This window comes from Nodosilinea sp. LEGE 07088 (assembly GCF_015207395.1).
Classification (GTDB): domain Bacteria; phylum Cyanobacteriota; class Cyanobacteriia; order Phormidesmidales; family Phormidesmidaceae; genus Nodosilinea.
Window position 1 is genome coordinate 12975 of the sequence record NZ_JADEWX010000030.1, and the last position, 18523, is coordinate 31497.

Genomic DNA, 18523 nt, shown 5'->3' on the forward strand with positions numbered 1-18523 from the left:
GCAGCCTGCCCGACTCAGACCGCAGGGAGGTGAATTTCTATCGTTCACGGCCTTGAAACGCCATCGACACATTATTGCCACACCGGGTATTTATCGTTAGCGACCAAGTGAATCGCTCACCTCATACCCAAAGGACAATTGTTATGGCAACTTGTGTACGCGATCGCAAACCCCAGATCTCGACCCCAATTCCGCCCGCTCCTGACCCTCAAACCGAGGCCCTGCGCTACTGCGAACTGGGAAAAATTCATTTGGAGCAGGGCCGCTATCACCAGGCTCTAGAGTCTATTGAGCAAGCCCTGGCTCTGCGCCCCCACGACGTTGAGAGCTGGTATAGCCGCGCCAATGCCCTAGCCTGCCTCAATCGCTACGACGACGCCATGGAGAGCCTAGAGCAGGCCCAAAGCCTGATTGGGGGCGACGATGCGCACCTCTGGGTGCAAAAGGCCACCCTGCAAATTTTGCTCAACCAGCCCGAGGCCGCACTCAATAGCAGCAACCGGGCCATCTGGCTCTCCCCCCATCACACCCAGGCCTGGCTTTTTCGCGGTGTGGCTCTGCATCGATTGGGTCGATTTGGTGACTCCTACCGCAGCTACCAGCGGGTTACCCATCCCGCTTCAGACACATCTGCCAACGCTATTCGGAGGTTGTGCCATGACATTGCCCCAAATCACTCGGCTGGTTAGGTTTGTGCAGGCAGAGTTTGGGGTCTCTACCGATGAGGTCAGCACTGCACTAAACCACAACGACGGTCGCATTCAGTTCCCGATTATTCTGTGGCAGTACGGCTTTATTTCTCTCAGCCAGCTCGAACACCTGTTTGATTGGCTAGAGCGCGAAAGAGCCTGCCCTGCCAAGCAGTCACTATAGGCAATAGGTGAACCGCTGTTTTGATGTCTGAGTTCAGGCATCAAATTGCACTAGCCGAAACTTATCGGCAGGGGAGAGATTTGCGATCGCGGGCAATAGTTCTGCAATTGATGTGGGCATGGCGATTAGCCTCATTACTTAAATCATAGACTGTGAACCAATGATGGTTGTCAACCATTGGTTCACAGCTTGCAGTCTTCCGTAGTTGAGTCTTTAATCGACTCCCTCGATCGGGGCGAAGCCCTGGCGCTGCACATTTTCGCTGACGTGGCGGGGCTCCAGGAATTGCAGCAGGTAGTCGGGGCCACCGGCCTTAGAGCCCACCCCCGACATCTTGAAGCCGCCGAAGGGCTGCCGCGAGACGATCGCCCCCGTAATACTCCGGTTGATGTACAGGTTGCCGACGGCAAACTCATGCTGCACCCGCTCAATGTGAGAGGGGGTGCGGGAGTAAAGACCGCCGGTTAACCCATAGTCGGTGTTGTTGGCGACTTGCACGGCTTCCTCAAAGTCTTTGACCTTGATCACCGCCAGCACCGGGCCAAAGATCTCTTCCTGGGCGATAACCGCATCGGGGGCCACGTCGGTAAACACCGTGGGACCAACGAAGTAGCCACTGTCGGGGGCGGGCATTGCCAGGGCCAGGGTTGACTCCTGCTTGCCCTTTTCGATGTACTCCTTAATTTTGGCCTGGGCGGCGGCATCGACCACCGGGCCGACGGTGGTGCCGGGGGCTTCGGCGATGCCGACCTGGAGGGAGCGGGTCGCCTCCACCAGCCGGTGCACAAAGGTGTCGTACACCGACTCCACCACCATGACGCGGGAGCAGGCCGAACATTTCTGGCCGCTGTAGCCAAAGGCGGAGTAAACCACCCCCTGCACCGCCTGATCGAGATCGGCGCTCTCGTCGATGATGATGCCGTTTTTGCCGCCCATCTCGGCCACCACTCGCTTCAGGTGCTTTTGGCCGGGGCGCAGCTGGGCGGCCTCGGCGTAGATGCGGCAGCCCACGGCACGAGAGCCGGTGAAGGTGATCATGTGAATGTCGGGATGCTCGACCATGTAGGCCCCGACAGTGGAGCCTTTGGCGGGCATGAACTGGAGCACGCCCTTAGGAATGCCCGCTTCGTAGAGAATTTCGGCAATCTTAGCGCCGATTACCGAGGAGTTTTCGGCGGGCTTCATCAGGGTGCAGTTGCCCGCCACCAGCGACGCTACGGTCATGCCGGTGGTGATCGCCAGGGGAAAATTCCAGGGAGAAATCACCAGACCGATGCCGTGGGGGAAGTAGCGGTAGCGGTTGGTTTCACCGGGGTAGTCGTAGGCGTAGCCCGCGTCCAGCCGCTCCATTTCGTCGGCGTAGAAGCGGCAGAAGTCGATCGCCTCTGAGGTTTCGGGATCGGCCTGGCCCAGGGGCTTGCCCACCTCCAGCACCATCCAGGCGTTAAGCTCGTGGCGGCGGGCTTCCATAATGTCGGCGGCGCGGCGCAGAATGTCGGCTCGCTCTTTGGCCGGGGTAGCGGCCCAGGCGGGGAAGGCGGCTTTGGCTACAGCGATCGCCCGTTCGGCCTGCTCCTGGCTGGCCATGCCCACCTTGCCGATCAGCTCCTTGGGGTTGGAGGGGTTCACCGAGTCGAAGAAGGTCTCGGTGGTCACCGCTTCGCCGTCGATAATCGGGCTGTAGCGCTGGCCGATCTGCTGGCGCACGGCCTTGAGGGCGGCGAAGGCCTCGGCACGCTTGACGGCGATCGCATAGTCCGTATCCGCCGCATTGGGGAACGGCGGCTCCCAATCCCCCCTGCCCCCCTGCTCCTTGTCTCCCGGGGCAAACTCCGGTGCCGCCAGCAGCGTCTCCACCGGGGTATCTTCCAGGTTTTGCCGCAGGAAGGAGCTATTGGCGGTGTTCTCCAGCAGGCGACGAATCAGGTAGGACATGCCGGGAATCAGCTCGCCGAAGGGGGTGTAGACCCGCACCCGGTAGCCCTGGTCAGCCAGGGTTTTGGCCAGCTTGTCTGCCATGCCGTAGAGCACCTGTAGCTCGATATTGCGCTTGGGGACCTTGAGTTCTTCGGCGATCGCCATGGCATAGGCCTGCGACCTGACGTTGTGGCTACCAATGGCGGCATACAAATACTCATGATTCTCCAGCAGCAGCCGGGTCATGCGCTCAAAGTTGGCGTCGGTGGAGACCTTCTGGCTGTAGACCGGGCTGGGCCAGTCGTTCTGCCGCGCGGTGATCGTCTCCTGGTCCCAGTAGGCCCCTTTCACTAGGCGCACGCTGACGGGGGTGCCCCGATCTTTGGCCCAGATCACCAGGTCCTTCAGATCGTCGTAGCTATCTTGCAGATAGGCCTGGAGCGTAACGCCAACGTCGTCGCGTTGGCGAAACTCATCCTCTATCAAGATGTCTTTAAGAATCGCCAGGGTGAGGTCTTTGTATTTGTACTGCTCCATGTCGAAGTGCACCATCACCCCCAGCTCTTGGGCGCGGCGCAGCAGGGTGCGAATGGAGTCGCTGACCCCGGCCCGACTGCCCGCCTCATCCAGCGGGTCAAACTGAGAATAAAAGGCGGTCAGCTTCACCGACACCTGGACTTTGGAGAGTTCTTTGCCCTCGGCAACGTCGATCGCGTCGATGGTTTTCCAGTTTTTCGCGGCGTTCGACAGCTGCTCCATGATGTCGAGGTAGCGCTGTAGGTAGGCCTGGGCCTCCTCCTCGGTAATTACTGCCTCCCCCAGCAGGTCCATGGTGAAGGTGAGCTTGTCCTTGCGCATGCGCTCGATCGCCTTGATCGCCTGATCCATCTTTTCGCCCGAGATGTAGCGGTAGGCCAGGGTTTCAACGGCGGGGGCGACGGTGGTGGCGGCCAGCTTGCCGGGGGCCGAGTCGGGGTCGGTGAAGTTGAGCAGACCCTTGAGCACGTTGGGCAGCTCTACCTCGTCGGCAGACAGATACTCCTGCAGGTGGCGGGCAATTTCTGGCTTGCTGCGCAGGGCGGGCAGGGCATCAATGAAGCGAAACAACTGCACCTTGAGGCCGGGGTTGGCCATGGCGAAATCCATGATCTTGTCGTCCCAGCGCATCTGGTCGCGCATCTGGGCGAAGAGATTTTTCTTCTCGCGGGTGGCCCCGAGCAGGGCGGTTGCGATCGAGAGGGTCTTAGCCTCGTAGGGGCGTGCGTCGGTCTGAGGCTTAATTGCTGGGGCTACCACGATACATGTCTCCTTGATTCCCTAGCTCTATCTTGAGGGAAAACAGCCTCTGTGGGGTTAGCGTGTCATGATACTTTTCGCGCTCAGGGGTAGAGCTACAGCGGCCTATCATCGTGCCTCAATGGTGCAGACCAAGATACAGGAATATATGATCAGCGGCGTCCGCCTGGGCTGGTTGATCCATCCCCAGACCCGACAGGTCGAAATTTATCGCCAGGGACAAGCGCCTGAGGTATTGACCAACCCTACCTATCTCTCTGGCGAAACCGTTCTCCCTGGCTTTGAATTGAATCTGGCCCTAGTTTGGTAGCTGTCAAGCCATGCTGACTTGAGTCAGCGATGAAACAGTAGACCTATCGATTGTTCTAAAATTGGCGTAACCCCGAACAGTAACCACCACGATGAAAGCCTACGAGCTACCGGCAACCGTTATGGCCAATGGCCATTTGACCTGGCCTGACTTTCAGCTAGATCCTGCGCTAAAAGATGCTCAGGTCAGGGTGATTGTTTTGGTGGACGAGGCCAAAGACATCGGAGATGATGAGTGGCTACAGGCGGCAGCTCAAAATCCTGCCTTTGACTTTCTGAGCGACCCTGAAGAAGATATTTACGAATTAAGCGATGGTAAACCCTTCGAGCCCTAGGGGTAAGGTCGTCCTGGTTCGGTTCCCGTTTGATGATTTGGTGACAGCTAAGGTAAGACCGGCCTTGTGTTTGACCCATTCAATTGGTCCTTACCAGCATGTTCTACTAGCATTTATTACTAGCCGTATTCCAGATAGCCCATTGCCAACAGACATCATCTTCAAACCATCTCATCCTGACTTCGTTGCCAGTGGGCTGCGTAAGCCGTCTGCCTTGCGGTTGCACTACTTGATGACAGCCAAACTGTCTGTTATTTTGCGCGAGCTGGGAGTATTGTCACAGCCGACTCAGGAGAAGGTCGCTAGACGATTGTGCAGTCTTTTTATTGACCCAGTTTTGTAGAACCCATGACCGAAGACCCCCGTGCCCAAGCCCAAGCCCAGTACGTCATTGGCCAAGCTGCCTTCGAGCGAGGCAGCTACCGCGAAGCGGTAGAACGTTTTGAGGAAGCCGTTCAGCTGGCCAAGGCCGCTACCCCGCTTGGTGGGGAAATTCAGACCTGGCTGGTAAATGCCTATAGTGCCGTGGGGCGACAGCAGGATGCGATCGCCCTCTGCCAAATCCTCACTCGCCACCCCGATCTAGACACCCGCAAGCAGGGCAAAAACCTGCTCTATATTCTGCAAGCGCCCCAGCTCCAGCGCCCCACTAACTGGATGACGCAAATTCCTGACTTAGACGAGCTATCTGCCGATGGAGCCAAAATTTTAGGCACCGCTGCCTACTCTGGGGCGACTAAATCTACCCCTCGCGCCAAACTTAAGGAACCGCCCATTGACCCCAGCGAAATCAACCGCAAAGACAACGGGTTTCTTTGGGTTGCGCTGGTGGGTGTTGCCCTGGTCTTGGGGGGGCTGGTCTGGCTGAGCTAGAGAATACAGCTCAGATCCCGATGTTCAAGGGATGGTCATTTGGGGGGATGGCATTGCGCTGGGCCAAACTCGGCCCGTATGATGTGAAGCTGCTGTCTAAACGCTGGATAACCATGGTGAGCATTCGTCGTTCGTGGGTTGCGGGGCTATCGAGCTTGCTGTTGCTACTGCCGTTGGGTGCCTGTGGGTCATCTAACCCAGACCTGGGCACCGCGCCCGAAAATGACCCCGTTGCCGAGCAAAGCACCGAGCCCCTGGCGGTGGGCGCTATTCCCGACCAAGATCCCGAAAAACTCCAGCGCCTCTACGGCAAGCTGGCCGATTACCTAGAGGCCCAACTGGGGGTGCCGGTAGAGTATAAGCCAGTGACCGACTATGCGGCAGCGGTCACTGCTTTTAGGGTGGGCGATCTCGATCTGGTGTGGTTTGGCGGCCTGACCGGGGTGCAGGCACGGTTGCAGGTGCCCGGTGCTCAAGCGATCGCCCAACGCAACATTGATGAACAGTTCCACAGCGTGTTTATTGCCAATACCGCTAGCGGCCTGAAGGAATTTTCTGACATTCAAGACCTGGCTCAGCTCAAGGGGCGCACCGTTACTTTTGGCAGCGAGTCTTCCACCTCAGGGCGACTGATGCCCCAGTATTTTATGGAGCAGGCTGGCCTTGACATCGAGCAAGACCTCAAGGGTGAAGTGGGGTTCTCGGGCAACCACGATGCCACCATCAAGCTGGTCGAGGCCGGTAGTTATGACGTGGGTGCGCTCAATGAACAGGTCTGGATCGATCGCCTGAGCGAAGGAGATGTCGATACCGATAAGGTGGCCATGATCTGGCGCACCCCGCCCTACTACGATTACCACTGGGTGATTGGCCCAGCAGTGGATCAGCGCTACGGCGAAGGCTTTGCTGACAAGGTGCAGGCTGCCCTCATGGCCCTCGACCCGGCTGTGCCCGAACAAAAAGAAATTCTCGATTTATTTGGGGCGGAGCGGTTTATTGCCACGACCAATGACAACTACGCCGAAATTGAAGCGGTGGGCCGCAAAATTGGCAAAATTCAGTAGGGGCGAGCCGATTTTTCAGCTTGAGGGCGTGAGCTGCCGATTTGGGTCGGTGATGGCTTTGAGCGATTGCACCCTGACAATCGCCGCTGGGGAGCGAGTGGCGCTCATCGGCCCCAGCGGCGCGGGCAAAAGTACCCTACTGAGTCTGCTGAATGGCAGTTTGTCGCCCATCGCCGGACGGGTCGTCATCCTGGGGCAGGATGTTGGCCGTTTGAGCTCTAGAAAACTGCGGCGCATCCAGCGGCTAGTGGGCACGGTATACCAGCAGCACCATCTGGTGGGCAACCTGGCGGTGATTCACAATGTCAATGCCGGGCACCTGGGCCGCTGGTCGCTGCCCAGGGCTTTATGGTCGCTGGTGTGGCCCCAGGCGGTGCCGATCGCGGCCCAGGCTTTGGCCCAGGTAGGCATTGCCGATAAGCTCTACGCCCGCACCGATCGCCTCTCCGGTGGGCAGCAGCAGCGGGTGGCCCTGGCGCGGGTGCTGGTGCAAGACCCAACGGCTATTCTGGCCGATGAGCCGATCGCGAGCGTCGACCCCGAGCGATCGCGAGCGATGATGGAGCTGCTGTGCCAGCTCAATCAAACCACCGGCAAAACCCTGGTGATCAGCCTGCATGAGGTGGCGTTTGCGATGGCATACTGCGATCGCATGATCGGCCTGCGCCAGGGCCAAATTTGCTTTGACCGGCCTCCTGCCGCAATCACCGAGCCCATGCTGGCCGAGCTCTACCGGCTCTAGGCACCGCTTTAGGCTGAACCCCCACCAACACACTAGTACTCGAAGGCAGAAATATTCCACCATTCCGGATCGCTTGGCTCCCTAGCTCCCCTGCCCCCTAGCCCTAAGGAATAGTATCTAAACTTGCGCCGTGGAGTACTAGGCCGAGCCCTGCCCCAGGCCAGCCCTCTAGCTGCCGAGCTTAAAGGCTTCCACACAGAGAGCATAGACTGCCCCCATCTTGAAGCCGTTCAGGCAGTCAATCCAGAGGGGCTTGGGGATGGTCTTGAGCAACTCGGGGTCCCGCCAGCGGCGGCTGTAGACCAGCCAGCTAATCAGCTCGGCAGCAATGACTAAAAATGCGGACACGATCGTATCTTGTACGGCGGCCTGGCCTGCGATCGCCGCCAGCGAGACCGCCACAAAATAGCCCAGCAGCAGGCTAAGCAGCACCAGCGACACCCGCCGCCAGGGGTTGACTAACCACAGGCTCAGCTGATCGCCCAAATCGTCAATGAGGGTGCTTAAACGAGTGCGCTGCATAGGCTAATTCTGGATGGAAAATAACGGTGCTAAAGGGCTAAAATCCTCCCCCACAGGCGGGGTGCAGCCCCCCCTGGCGACACACAAATTCTAGCTGGTCACCGCCCAGGTTGAGCGTCTCAGAAAAGTCTACCCCGGCCAGGGTATGGCCAGCATCTGGCTCAGTGATGATGGCCACAAAACTATCGCCCTGGGATTGTTCTGGGGTAAAAAAGCGGGCATTGGCCAGGTTAACGCCTGTCAAGTTAGCCCCAGTGAACACGACTCCGGCCAGGTCTGAGCCACTTAAATCGGCCTGTTCGAGGTTGGCCTGGCTGAGATTGGCACCGGTCAGCCAGCTATTGGTGAGCAGGGTCTGGCTGAGGTTGGCACCGGTTAAATTGGCTCCACTGAGGTTGGCGTCGGCCAAGTCGGCCTGGGTCAGGTTGGCTGTGGTTAACGTAGCCCCAGCCAGGTGGGCCTGGCGTAGCCGGGCGGCCACCAGGCTGGCTGCGGTCAGATCAGCATCGGTGAAATCGGCTCCTACCAGGCTAGTGCCATTGAAGATAGCGTGGCTGACATCGGCTTCAATGAACCAGGCGCTGCTGGCATTTGCGCCAGAGAAGTCGCTATAGGGGGCTAGGGCATTACTCAGGTTGGCCCGCAGCAAGCTGGTATTGCGAAACCCGACGTGGCGCAGGTGGGCTGCCACGAAACTGGCCTCCGTCAGGTCTGAGCCGCTAAAGTCACTCACCCAATCGTCAAAGGTGTCAGCCAGACCATCGTCACCGGGGTTATAGAACTTGGCCTTGCGTAGCCGTGCTCCCGACAGCACCGCATTGCGCCAGATGATGCCAGCTAGGTTTTGCTGCTCCAGCAGCAGGGTAAAGTTGTCGGGGCCTTCGAGCACGTAGGCCAGGTTGGTACCACTCAGGTCGACCTGGTTGAGATTGCCGCTGTGGAGCACCAAAATTTTGGTCAAAGTGCGCTTCACCGTCCGCTGGCGCAGCTGAGGTACCAGTCGCTGCTCGGCAGGTAGGGTCAGCAGGTCATTGGCCAGGGCCAGATTGAGCCGCTGCAAAGGGGGAATCGCCCCCGGCCCGAGGGTCACCAGAGCCTGTTGCAGGGTATTCAGCAAATCGGGGTCGCCGGTTTGGGCCAGCATATCCACCAGCAGCGGAATGGCGCGGGGGTCTTGGCTGCTGGCCAGGGCCAGGGCGGCGGCCTGGCGATCGCTAAAGGAGGTCGCATTGCGGCTGAGATTTTCGACCAGGGCCAAAAACAACGCATTGTCTTCACGGGCCGCAGGCAACCGGCGATCGAGCCACAGCGCCCCCAGGCCCCCTAGGGCCACTACCCCTGCCAAGGCCGCTATTACCGGCAGGTGACGTCGCCAGCCCCGGGGCCCCAGCACCTCAGCCGAGGCATCGGGAGACAGCACGATCGCCGTGAGACCGCCATATTCTTCGGTTGTCAGCCCGACCAATGGCGATGAACTGAGTAATGGCCCCCAACCCTGATCAAAACGCTGACCTTCGCCATCTTCTGGGTCGGGGGTGTAACGGCTGGGCACCTGTCCGCCCCGCAGCACTACCACCCGAGTACCAGCCAGATAGTCGTACCAGGCCCGCCGCGATGGGTTAGTGCGCCCCGTCGCGCCAGCCCCCAGGCTACAGACCAAAGCCAACCCTCCCAACCACGGCAAGCTAGGGAAAGCCCCGATCGCCAGCCAGACCCCATAGGCGGCCCCCGTCGGCACGCCCCAGCGGCCTAACTCTCGCACCAGCGTGGCATAGGCCCCTACCCCCGAGCGATTGATGGCCACCACCTGCAACCCCAGCCAGGCCTTGGGCCAGGTTTTACCCCGGGTGGCCAGCCCGTAGATTTGGCTACCGGTTAGCGCCACGGGCAAAACCAGGGCCGTAAACCAAAGCAAATTAGTCAAGCGGGGCACTGCGGTCACTAGTCGCTGGCGCGATATGCCCAGGGGCCGAGCGATCGCCGTTTGCACCGTTGCCACCACCGGGTTTAGCTCAACCGTAGTAGGGGCAATTACGGAGCCTGCAGGGTCTGCCTGTCGCCTGACCCACTCCCCTAGCCCCCAGGGCAGCGCCACACTACTAACCAGTAGCCCCACCTCTAAACCCCAGGCCACCAGTCGTCGCAGCGCTAAACTTTGTGTTGCCGACAGCCGCCCCAGCACTCGGGCCGTAGACACCTGGGCCGAAATCGGCTGAGAGCGAGAGGTTTGTGCCATAAATAACCTGTAGCAATCCAGCTACTAAAAAGCCAGGGCCAAGGCTCACCGCCCTGCTAGCCCGAAGGGGCCAAAATAATTGCCCTTAATCATAGCGAAGGCGACCCATTCTGGCGGATTTTGACGCTCCATATTCCGTTACTCTGGGTTAGCTAACTGGTCACACAATTTAGGCAGATGGCAAACTGGCATAGGTATTGTCATCGGTTTCCGTAGCTCTAGATACTATAGACACATAGACCAATGCTCCTTACCAAGGAGGACACGCGATGAAATCTCTGCATAAATTCTTCATTCTGCCTGCTGCGGCTATCACGTTAGCCTTAGGCAATGGCGTGGCCTCAGCTCAACCCATTGCCCAAACCCCCCTCAACCAGCCGGTACAAGCCAGTGGTTCTGTAGACCCTGTTCGCCCCTCCGACTGTGGCGTGCTGGGCAGTGCCCCGGTTCAAGTCTTACAGGTTAACCAACAATTTGCCGCCGTCGATGTTGCCGTTAGCGGCACCAGCGGTCTCACCCTCATGATTCAGGGTGACAATGGCTTCAACGAGTGCCACACCGGTGGTAGTGGGGCTATCCATGCCCCAGGCCTGCTCGATCGCGGCACCTATTCTTTCTTTGTGGGCAACGTTAGCAACGTCTCCACCAACTATAACCTCACCATTAGCGAGAATTAATCGGACTGCGGCGAGGTAATCAAAGCCAGAACAGGGCCGGATGCAGGCCTGGCCTATACAGCCAGACCCTGCATCCGCTGGTTGGTAGCGGCTAAATCAAACGCTTCGGGGTCAAAGTCGTAGCCGATGCGCTGCCAAAGGGCATCGATGTCGGGTTCGCTGCTGTCTTCGAGGCGTTCGAGGAGCTCGAAGTAATCCCACACCCCCTGGCAAAACTCAGGGGGGCAGCGGCGTTCCCCGGCGGTGCAGTAGGGGAGGGAGCTGTCGCTGGGGTCAATGGTTTCTAAGGTGATTTTATGCAGCCAGCCCAGCGCCGGGGCATAGTTGTAAAGCAGGGTATCGCCGGGCTGGAGGAGCAGGGTGGCGAGCGATCGCGCTTCGCCAACCCCCAGGGCACGCCCCTGGCCCTTAACTACATAGTCTTCTTGGCCAGACCACCCCATTGCCGCCACCAACACCCGGTGGAGCTCGTCTAACGATACCGCGCCTGATACCCACACCTGCCGCCAGATGGGTGGGTCACTATCGCTCAGTTCGACATGCAGGCGGTAGGCCGCAGCCGTCGGGCCATTGTTCATAGGGTTAATTTGGCCAACGCGGGAGTTCATCGCTAAATACCTGGGTCACGCTGAATGGTGCGCCCAGACAACTTCGCCTAGCAAGGGGCTATATCAACGGCCAGCGGTAGCAAACCGCCCCAAACCCTAGCCTACTGGGAATCGGCCCAACTCGGCGATCATCTTTCTCGACTCAGCTAGAGCGGTGGTTGTCGGGAGATGGCCCCAGAGCCAGTACCGCCAACCCTGTAAACTAGAGATACTCCTACGACGATTTCTTTACCCATCCATGACCCACGCCACCGATATTCATACCCTGGCCCGCTGGATGGCGGCAGACTTTAGCAACCAGCAGCAGGCCTTTGACAACCCCCCCCTGTTTGCCCACATTCGCGTCTGTATGCGTCCCCTACCGACGGAGATTTTGGGTGGTTTGGGCTTTTATATTGAGCAGGCCTACGACTTTATGCTCAATCAGCCCTACCGGGCCCGGGGCATGAAGCTCAGCGCCCAGGACGACCACATTTTAATCGAGAACTACACCCTTCAGGATGGCGAATCCTTCTACGGGGCCTCCCGCGATCTGGGGCAGCTGGCGAAGCTCACCACCGACCAGTTTGAGAAAACCCCCCACTGCAACCTGATCGTTCGCTGGACGGGGCATAGCTTTAGGGGAGCCGTAGAACCGGGCAATGCCTGCATGGTCGAACGAAATGGTAAGACCACTTACTTAGATAGCGAATTTGAAATCGACGCCGACCAGTTCATCAGCTGGGACCGGGGCCGTGACCCCGAGACCCACGAGCATGTCTGGGGGGCGCTGGCGGGGCCGTTTGAGTTTAAGCGCAAGGCCAGCTTTGCCTCGGAAGTCTTGGGCTGATCGGGGAGATCCAGGTGATAGGGCTGATGGAGGGCTACATTAAACCCAGCTCAGGTGGCGGGTTTTCTCCTTAGATCAGATGTCTCGCTCCCCACCCTCCCTATCCTCCTTATCCCTCCATCCTCCCTATCCCTCGCGCCACTTGCCTCCCCACCGCCACTCCCGTCTATCATGGGGAACATCGCACCTGTGCAGCAGTAGGAGTTAGGGACGTGGAGTCCAGCAAATATACCCCCGCAGAGATCGAGAAAAAGTGGCAGCAGGCCTGGGCTGACCAAGGGCTCGATCGGGCCGTGGAAAACCCCGACCAGCCGAAATTCTATGCGCTGTCGATGTTCCCGTATCCGTCGGGGAACCTGCACATGGGCCACGTGCGCAACTACACCATCACCGACGTGGTGGCCCGGGTGCGGCGCATGCAGGGCTACCGGGTGCTGCACCCCATGGGTTGGGATGCCTTCGGTTTGCCCGCAGAAAATGCGGCCATCGATCGCGGCGTTCACCCGGCCCAGTGGACGTACCAAAATATCGAGCAGATGAGGGCCCAGCTCAAGGAGCTCGGTCTCTCCTACGACTGGGAGCGAGAGCTGGCCACCTGCGCCCCCGACTACTATCACTGGACCCAGTGGATTTTCATGCAAATGCTCCAGATGGGGCTGGCCTACCAAAAAGAGGCAGCGGTCAACTGGGACCCCGTCGACCAGACGGTGCTGGCCAACGAGCAGGTGGATAGCGAGGGTCGGTCGTGGCGATCGGGGGCGATCGTCGAGAAAAAGCTGCTGCGCCAGTGGTTCCTCAAGATCACCGACTACGCCGAGGAACTGCTGCAAGACCTGGATCAGCTGACCGGCTGGCCCGAGCGAGTGCGCACCATGCAGGCCAACTGGATTGGCAAGTCCACCGGGGCGCAGGTGGTGTTTAAAACCGCAACCGGTGACGAACTGCCCGTGTTTACGACCCGGCCTGACACCCTGTGGGGGGCCACCTTTATGGTGCTATCGCCGGAGCACCCCCTAGTGGAGAAGCTCACCAGCCCCGACCACGTGGCCGCAGTAGACGACTACCGCAAAGAGGCCGCCGCCAAGAGTGAGATCGATCGCACCGCCGAAGACCGCGAAAAAACCGGCGTGTGGACGGGCAGCTATGCCGTAAACCCGGTGAACGGGGTCAAAATTCCGATCTGGATTGCCGACTATGTGCTGATGGGCTACGGCACCGGGGCGATTATGGCCGTACCCGCCCACGACCAGCGCGACTTTGAGTTTGCCCGCAAGTTCAATCTGCCGATCAAGGTCGTCGTGCAGCCCGAGGGCGAAGCGCTGGATGGCGACACGATGACGATTGCCTGGCCCGGGGATGGGGTCATGGTCAACTCTGGCCCGCTGAATGGCACTGCTGCCGGTAAGGGCGAAGGGCAGAGTGTAGACGCGGCGATCGCCTGGCTAGAGGCCAACGGCAAGGGCAAAGGCGAGTCGAACTACCGCCTGCGCGACTGGCTGATCTCGCGCCAGCGCTACTGGGGCGTACCTATCCCGGTGGTGCACTGCGCCGAGTGCGGCATTGTGCCTGTGCCCGACGACCAGCTGCCCATCACCCTGCCCGAGGATGTGGAATTTTCGGGGCGCGGGGCCTCGCCCCTGGCCCAGCTGGGCGACTGGGTGAATGTGCCCTGCCCCACCTGCAACCGCCCTGCCCGGCGCGAAACCGACACCATGGACACCTTCATCGACTCGTCCTGGTACTTTTTGCGCTATACCGATGCCAAAAACCCTGAGGCCGCCTTTGAGCAGGCCAAGGTCAACGGCTGGATGCCCGTCGATCAGTACGTCGGCGGCATTGAGCACGCCATTTTGCACCTGCTCTACTCGCGGTTTATTACCAAGGTATTGCGCGATCGCGGCCTGCTCTCCTGCGATGAACCCTTCGAGCGCTTGCTGACCCAGGGTATGGTGCAGGGCCTCACCTACATGAACCCAAATAAGGGCGGCAAAGACAAGTGGGTTCCGGCCCACTTGGTCGAAAACCCCGACGACCCACGCGACCCGGCTACTGGAGAACCTCTAGAAAAGCTCTTCGCCACCATGTCTAAATCGAAGGGCAATGGCGTTGCCCCCAGCGATGTCCTGAATAAATATGGGGCCGACACCGCCCGCATGTTCATTCTGTTCAAAGCGCCCCCCGAAAAAGACCTGGAGTGGGATGAGGCCGATGTGGAAGGCCAGTTTCGCTTCTTGAACCGCGTCTGGCGGCTAGTGATGGATTTTGGTGAGTATGGTTTAGTTGAATCTCTTCTGCGTCAAGCCTTGAGGCGTAATAACCGTAAGTATGGGTTTAAGAAAAAACATCTAACTCCTACATTGCAAGATCCTGATAACCTGGTTTGCTTTTTGGTTCCGGTTTTGGATCTTGATTTGCTGTGTATTAGACCAGTCTATAAGTCTCTTGAGGAGTTAGAAGCTTTAGAAGCTCTAGACATTAACAACATGCTTGCTAGAGCACAAAGCCTATCTGAAGAGTTTTTCGAAGCTCACCGCGATTCTGATGATATTCAAAAGGGTATTTCCTGCAGAAACCTATTGGCTTTGCCTCACATCACGCGTACAAAAGGTGAAGAGGCATGGGGATCTCAAGTAGATATGCAGTATATTCTCTTCTCCGATGATCTTCAGTCCGATGTTCTATTAGGCAAACTCCAAAATGCCAAACCTCAGCGTATACGAGTAGACAACGAGATTAGATTCCAAGGTGGCCTTGATGTTGTAGATACCATATGCTCTTGTCTCGACTGTCACAGCATAGAACCAGAGCAAATAGAATCCAGTCCAAAGAAGGCAGAAAAGACTCTGCGCCGCGCCATCCACACCGCCATCAAAGAAATCACCGAAGACATCGACGGCGACTACCAGTTCAACACCGCCGTCTCTGAGCTAATGAAGCTCAGCAACGCCCTCAACGACTCTGCGGCAAAAGATTCCCCCGTCTACACCGAGGGCGTGCGCGCCCTGGTGCTGCTGCTGGCTCCCTTCGCGCCCCACATGGCCGATGAACTCTGGCACCAGATTGGCCATACCGACTCGGTACACCGTGCCCCCTGGCCCGCCTTCGACCCCGATGCTCTGGTCGCCGACGAGATCACCCTGGTGATTCAAATCATGGGCAAGACTCGCGGCACCCTGGTGGTACCCGCCGACTCTGACAGAGCGGCGCTAGAAAAGTACGCCCGCGAGTCGGAGGCGGCCCGGCGCTACATCGACGGCAAAGAGGTCAAAAAGGTGATCGTGGTGCCGGGTAAACTGGTCAACTTTGTCGTGGCCGGGTAGGGAACGTTGCCCACAATCAAACCTCACTCCATCCGCTCTGCCAGCTCCATCCAGCGCTCGGTGGCGGTGTCGATGGTGGCCGTGAGTTTGCCCAGCTGCTCGGAGAGTTTGGCTACTTCGGCGTAGTCGCTAGGCGGGTCGCCGTAGAGCTGTTTTTCGAGCACTTCTTTTTCGGCTTCAAGTTCAGGAATTTGGGTTTCAAGCTGCTCGTATTCGCGCTTTTCTTTATAGGAAAGCTTCTTGGGCTTAATCTCCGGCGCTGAAGGTCCTTCAGCAGCTGCTGCCTTCTCGACTTCTGATTTCTGACTCCTGGCTGCTGTCTTCTCAGCTCCTGCTTTCTCAGCGTCGGAGGCCGCTTTTTTGTAGTCTAAATACACCGAGTAGTTGCCGGGATAATTTCGCAGCACGCCGTTGCCCTCGAAGGCAAAGATGGTGTTAACGGTGCGATCGAGAAAGTAGCGATCGTGGGAGACCACAATCACGCAGCCGTTAAATTCTTCCAGGTATTCTTCGAGTACGCCGAGGGTTTGCACGTCGAGGTCGTTGGTGGGCTCGTCGAGAATCAGCAGGTTCGGGGCCGAGAGCAGCACCCGCAGCAGAAACAATCGCCGCCGCTCGCCGCCGGAGAGCTTTTCCAGCGGGGAATACTGCTGGTTAGAGGTAAACAAAAACCGCTCCAGCATTTGGGAGGCGGTGATCACGCTGCCGTCGCTGGTGGTGACTAGCTCAGCGGTTTCTTTCAGGTATTCGATCACTCGCTGGCTGGGGTTGGCAAACAGATCTTCGGAATGCTGGTCGAAGTAGCCGATGTGGATGGTGCTGCCGATGTCGACGGTGCCGGTGTCGGGTTCGAGCCGCCCGGTAATCACATTCATCAGGGTCGATTTGCCGACGCCGTTGGGGCCAATGATGCCGATGCGATCGTCAGGGGCAAAGGCGTAGGTGAAGTCTTTGAAGAGGGTTTTGCCCTCGTAGCATTTGGAGACATGCTCTAGCTCGATCACCTTTTTGCCGATGCGGCGACCGACGGTGGAGATATCGACCTTGCCGAGGGATGCTTTGAACTCGCGGTTTTGCATATCGCCAATGCGATCGATGCGGGCCTTTTGCTTGGTGCTGCGGGCCTTGGGGCCACGCTTGAGCCATTCCAGCTCGCGGCGCAGCACACCGGCGTGTTTCTTTTGGCTGCTCTGGTCGGCGGCTTCGGCTAATGCCTTTTTCTCCAGGTAGTAGGAATAGTTACCGGCGTAGCCGTAGAGGTCGCCGCGATCGATTTCCAGAATGCGGTTGGTAACCTGGTCGAGAAAGTAGCGATCGTGGGTGATCAGCAGCAGCGCGCCGCGAAAGCCGCTGAGATAGCTTTGCAGCCACTCCACCGATTCGGCATCGAGGTGGTTGGTGGGCTCATCCATCAAGAGGGCATCGGGGTCAGAGAGCAGGGCAGCGGCGATCGCCACCCGCTTGCGGTACCCGCCTGAGAGATCCCCTACTTTGGCGTCAAAGTCGTCGATGCCTAACCGGCTAAGAATTGCCTTGGCGTTAGTTTCCAAATCCCAGGCATCGGCGGCGGCAATTTTTTCTGAGACCGCCGAGAGCTGGGCCATCAGGGCATCGGCATCGCCCGTGCCCTGGGCCATGTGGTGAGAGATATCTTCGTACTCGCGAATCAGGGCCATCTGCTCGCCCGCGTCGGCAAAGACCTGCTCAAGTACGGTATGGTCGGCCTCAAAGTCGGGCTGCTGGGGCAGGTAGACCACCTTGGCCCCCGGGTTGACCCAAAAATCACCGCCGTCGAAGGGCTCTAGCCCGGCAATCATCTTCAGCAGAGTAGACTTTCCCGAGCCGTTGGTGCCGATCAGGCCCACCTTGTCGCCCTCATCGAGGCTAAAGCTGGCATCGCGGAGAATCTCCTTGATGCCAAAATCTTTGGTGGCAGAGCGTAGAGTAAACAGAGTCATGGGTAGCCGGGTCTTGAACCCTTAGATCATAGACCCTAGGCTAGGCTAGCGGGGTGAGGTCGGCAGGGGCAGGCGGGGCAGGCGATGGACATTACATTTCACCCCGAAGCAGCTTGACCTAGCCAAATACTAGGTCGCTGGGGCTGTAGCCTGGCGCCGAGTGCCCGTACTGTAGCCACCCTCTAGGGCGCAGCTATTAGGGAAATAATAGGTTGATGTAACCAAGCCAGAAGGCGGTCGTCATCATGGTGATGATGACGACCGCCTTCTGGCCCGAAAGTAATGTGTTCAAAGTAGGCCCGAAGATTTGGTTTAAAGTCTTGTTTAGGGGCTCAAACCAGTCAGAAGAACGGGCCTTAAGCACAGACAGCCAATTCCTAGGCAGCGTCTTCACGCTCGATATAAAGGAATAAAAAGGCCATGGCGGCAGCAGGAAAAATAATGCCGGTCAGAGGAACCAAAATAGAAGGTAAGAAGGCAGCTGACATAGGGGTTTCCACCTCAATAGCAACATCACAGCGATGAGCACAAGACTACTGCGAAAGGGGGATGTATGTGTCTATTTTGTTACAAACTTTCTCACTCGGCCTCACTCGGCACCTGGGGTTCGGCCTGGTGGAGTCGGGTATGCCACCAGGCTTGGGTAGCGCGGTCGAGCTTGGCGGTGTAAAGCGTCGTCACAAAGGCCTGGTGGCCATAGCCCTGGCCCACAATTTCGACGCAGTAGGAGGGGGACTTGCGGGTGGCCATGTCGGGTACCAGTCGTTTGCCGATGCGCCGCCAGCTGGGTTCTTTACCTCGCCACTGAATACGGCAGCAGGGCCAGGGCAGCTGCTCTCGGTCAAAGAGACGGCAGCAAGGCCCCACGACCCGGTAGGTGAGGTGTGCCCCTGGACTTTGAAAAACATGCCCCGTAGTCCAAGGATGGTCTGAGTCAGGGGGTAAGGACGGTATCATAACAGCA

At 58.5% G+C, this 18523-nt stretch carries 17 protein-coding genes and 1 pseudogene; 11 read left to right on the forward strand and 7 right to left on the reverse strand.

Annotated elements, in window-relative coordinates; genetic code table 11:
* Positions 1–143: 143 nt before the first annotated feature.
* Both IQ254_RS09750 and IQ254_RS09755 read left to right on the forward strand, forming a co-directional pair.
* Positions 144–689: a tetratricopeptide repeat protein gene (locus IQ254_RS09750; protein ID WP_193965985.1), complete on the forward strand. Its 546-nt coding sequence runs from the start codon at positions 144–146 to the stop codon at positions 687–689.
* Positions 658–873 (forward strand): DUF2949 domain-containing protein, encoded by a 216-nt coding sequence (locus IQ254_RS09755; RefSeq protein ID WP_193965986.1) that lies wholly within the window; start codon positions 658–660, stop codon positions 871–873. Before IQ254_RS09750 ends, IQ254_RS09755 begins: the two co-directional genes overlap by 32 nt.
* A gap of 213 nt (positions 874–1086) precedes the next feature.
* On the opposite strand, the gene pruA is transcribed toward IQ254_RS09755, so the two are convergent.
* Complete coding sequence (gene pruA / locus IQ254_RS09760) at positions 1087–4086, reverse strand: L-glutamate gamma-semialdehyde dehydrogenase (RefSeq protein ID WP_193965987.1); 3000 nt, start codon at positions 4084–4086, stop codon at positions 1087–1089.
* A 127-nt stretch (positions 4087–4213) separates the two neighbouring features.
* On the opposite strand from pruA, the pseudogene IQ254_RS09765 reads away from it, so the two are divergent.
* From IQ254_RS09765 to IQ254_RS09790, 6 genes and pseudogenes are all read left to right on the forward strand, one after another.
* A pseudogene (locus IQ254_RS09765) lies at positions 4214–4396 on the forward strand (Uma2 family endonuclease); the annotation flags it as partial.
* 91 nt (positions 4397–4487) lie between these two features.
* On the forward strand, positions 4488–4730 hold the full coding sequence (locus IQ254_RS09770) for a hypothetical protein (RefSeq protein ID WP_193965989.1): 243 nt from the start codon (positions 4488–4490) through the stop codon (positions 4728–4730).
* Positions 4708–5073, forward strand: a complete 366-nt coding sequence (locus IQ254_RS33535; RefSeq protein ID WP_193965990.1) for a type II toxin-antitoxin system PemK/MazF family toxin — start codon at positions 4708–4710, stop codon at positions 5071–5073. The genes IQ254_RS09770 and IQ254_RS33535 overlap by 23 nt, the downstream gene beginning before the upstream one ends.
* A 5-nt stretch (positions 5074–5078) precedes the next feature.
* Positions 5079–5603, forward strand: coding sequence for a tetratricopeptide repeat protein (locus IQ254_RS09780; protein WP_193965991.1), 525 nt, complete (start codon positions 5079–5081; stop codon positions 5601–5603).
* 113 nt (positions 5604–5716) lie between these two features.
* Positions 5717–6667: a putative selenate ABC transporter substrate-binding protein gene (locus IQ254_RS09785; protein WP_193966017.1), complete on the forward strand. Its 951-nt coding sequence runs from the start codon at positions 5717–5719 to the stop codon at positions 6665–6667.
* Positions 6668–6719: 52 nt separating this feature from the next.
* A complete protein-coding gene (locus IQ254_RS09790; protein WP_228040449.1) occupies positions 6720–7409 on the forward strand; it encodes a phosphonate ABC transporter ATP-binding protein in 690 nt (229 codons plus the stop codon).
* Between the two features lie 168 nt (positions 7410–7577).
* Here the strand turns inward: IQ254_RS09790 and IQ254_RS09795 are convergent, their stop codons facing one another.
* Positions 7578–7931 (reverse strand): DUF565 domain-containing protein, encoded by a 354-nt coding sequence (locus tag IQ254_RS09795; protein ID WP_193965993.1) that lies wholly within the window; start codon positions 7929–7931, stop codon positions 7578–7580.
* A 37-nt stretch (positions 7932–7968) separates the two neighbouring features.
* Complete coding sequence (locus IQ254_RS09800; RefSeq protein ID WP_193965994.1) at positions 7969–10167, reverse strand: pentapeptide repeat-containing protein; 2199 nt, start codon at positions 10165–10167, stop codon at positions 7969–7971.
* Between the two features lie 269 nt (positions 10168–10436).
* Between IQ254_RS09800 and IQ254_RS09805 the strand changes: the two genes are divergently transcribed.
* Positions 10437–10844, forward strand: coding sequence for a hypothetical protein (locus IQ254_RS09805; protein ID WP_193965995.1), 408 nt, complete (start codon positions 10437–10439; stop codon positions 10842–10844).
* A gap of 53 nt (positions 10845–10897) precedes the next feature.
* Here the strand turns inward: IQ254_RS09805 and IQ254_RS09810 are convergent, their stop codons facing one another.
* Positions 10898–11452: a plasmid pRiA4b ORF-3 family protein gene (locus tag IQ254_RS09810; protein WP_193965996.1), complete on the reverse strand. Its 555-nt coding sequence runs from the start codon at positions 11450–11452 to the stop codon at positions 10898–10900.
* A 238-nt stretch (positions 11453–11690) separates the two neighbouring features.
* Here IQ254_RS09810 and IQ254_RS09815 point away from each other — a divergent pair, with 238 nt between their 5' ends.
* Together IQ254_RS09815 and leuS are read left to right on the forward strand one after the other, a co-directional pair.
* Positions 11691–12281: a chromophore lyase CpcT/CpeT gene (locus IQ254_RS09815; protein WP_193965997.1), complete on the forward strand. Its 591-nt coding sequence runs from the start codon at positions 11691–11693 to the stop codon at positions 12279–12281.
* Between the two features lie 212 nt (positions 12282–12493).
* Positions 12494–15601, forward strand: a complete 3108-nt coding sequence (gene leuS / locus IQ254_RS09820) for a leucine--tRNA ligase (protein ID WP_313887411.1) — start codon at positions 12494–12496, stop codon at positions 15599–15601.
* A gap of 23 nt (positions 15602–15624) precedes the next feature.
* Here leuS and IQ254_RS09830 read toward each other — a convergent pair whose 3' ends face one another.
* From IQ254_RS09830 to IQ254_RS09840, 3 genes are all read right to left on the reverse strand, one after another.
* Positions 15625–17559, reverse strand: coding sequence for an ABC-F family ATP-binding cassette domain-containing protein (locus IQ254_RS09830; protein ID WP_193965998.1), 1935 nt, complete (start codon positions 17557–17559; stop codon positions 15625–15627).
* A gap of 377 nt (positions 17560–17936) precedes the next feature.
* Positions 17937–18047: a photosystem I reaction center subunit VIII gene (gene psaI / locus IQ254_RS09835; RefSeq protein WP_193965999.1), complete on the reverse strand. Its 111-nt coding sequence runs from the start codon at positions 18045–18047 to the stop codon at positions 17937–17939.
* Between the two features lie 91 nt (positions 18048–18138).
* On the reverse strand, positions 18139–18516 hold the full coding sequence (locus tag IQ254_RS09840; RefSeq protein ID WP_193966000.1) for a hypothetical protein: 378 nt from the start codon (positions 18514–18516) through the stop codon (positions 18139–18141).
* Positions 18517–18523: the final 7 nt, after the last annotated feature.

Coding starts and splice junctions, on each gene's coding strand:
- IQ254_RS09750 (WP_193965985.1), top strand. CDS start 144: ATGGCAACTTGTGTACGCGATCGCAAACCCCAGATCTCGACCCCAATT.
- IQ254_RS09755 (WP_193965986.1), top strand. CDS start 658: ATGACATTGCCCCAAATCACTCGGCTGGTTAGGTTTGTGCAGGCAGAG.
- IQ254_RS09770 (WP_193965989.1), top strand. CDS start 4,488: ATGAAAGCCTACGAGCTACCGGCAACCGTTATGGCCAATGGCCATTTG.
- IQ254_RS33535 (WP_193965990.1), top strand. CDS start 4,708: ATGGTAAACCCTTCGAGCCCTAGGGGTAAGGTCGTCCTGGTTCGGTTC.
- IQ254_RS09780 (WP_193965991.1), top strand. CDS start 5,079: ATGACCGAAGACCCCCGTGCCCAAGCCCAAGCCCAGTACGTCATTGGC.
- IQ254_RS09785 (WP_193966017.1), top strand. CDS start 5,717: ATGGTGAGCATTCGTCGTTCGTGGGTTGCGGGGCTATCGAGCTTGCTG.
- IQ254_RS09790 (WP_228040449.1), top strand. CDS start 6,720: ATGGCTTTGAGCGATTGCACCCTGACAATCGCCGCTGGGGAGCGAGTG.
- IQ254_RS09795 (WP_193965993.1), bottom strand. CDS start 7,931: ATGCAGCGCACTCGTTTAAGCACCCTCATTGACGATTTGGGCGATCAG.
- IQ254_RS09800 (WP_193965994.1), bottom strand. CDS start 10,167: ATGGCACAAACCTCTCGCTCTCAGCCGATTTCGGCCCAGGTGTCTACG.
- IQ254_RS09805 (WP_193965995.1), top strand. CDS start 10,437: ATGAAATCTCTGCATAAATTCTTCATTCTGCCTGCTGCGGCTATCACG.
- IQ254_RS09810 (WP_193965996.1), bottom strand. CDS start 11,452: ATGAACTCCCGCGTTGGCCAAATTAACCCTATGAACAATGGCCCGACG.
- IQ254_RS09815 (WP_193965997.1), top strand. CDS start 11,691: ATGACCCACGCCACCGATATTCATACCCTGGCCCGCTGGATGGCGGCA.
- IQ254_RS09830 (WP_193965998.1), bottom strand. CDS start 17,559: ATGACTCTGTTTACTCTACGCTCTGCCACCAAAGATTTTGGCATCAAG.
- psaI (WP_193965999.1), bottom strand. CDS start 18,047: ATGTCAGCTGCCTTCTTACCTTCTATTTTGGTTCCTCTGACCGGCATT.
- IQ254_RS09840 (WP_193966000.1), bottom strand. CDS start 18,516: ATGATACCGTCCTTACCCCCTGACTCAGACCATCCTTGGACTACGGGG.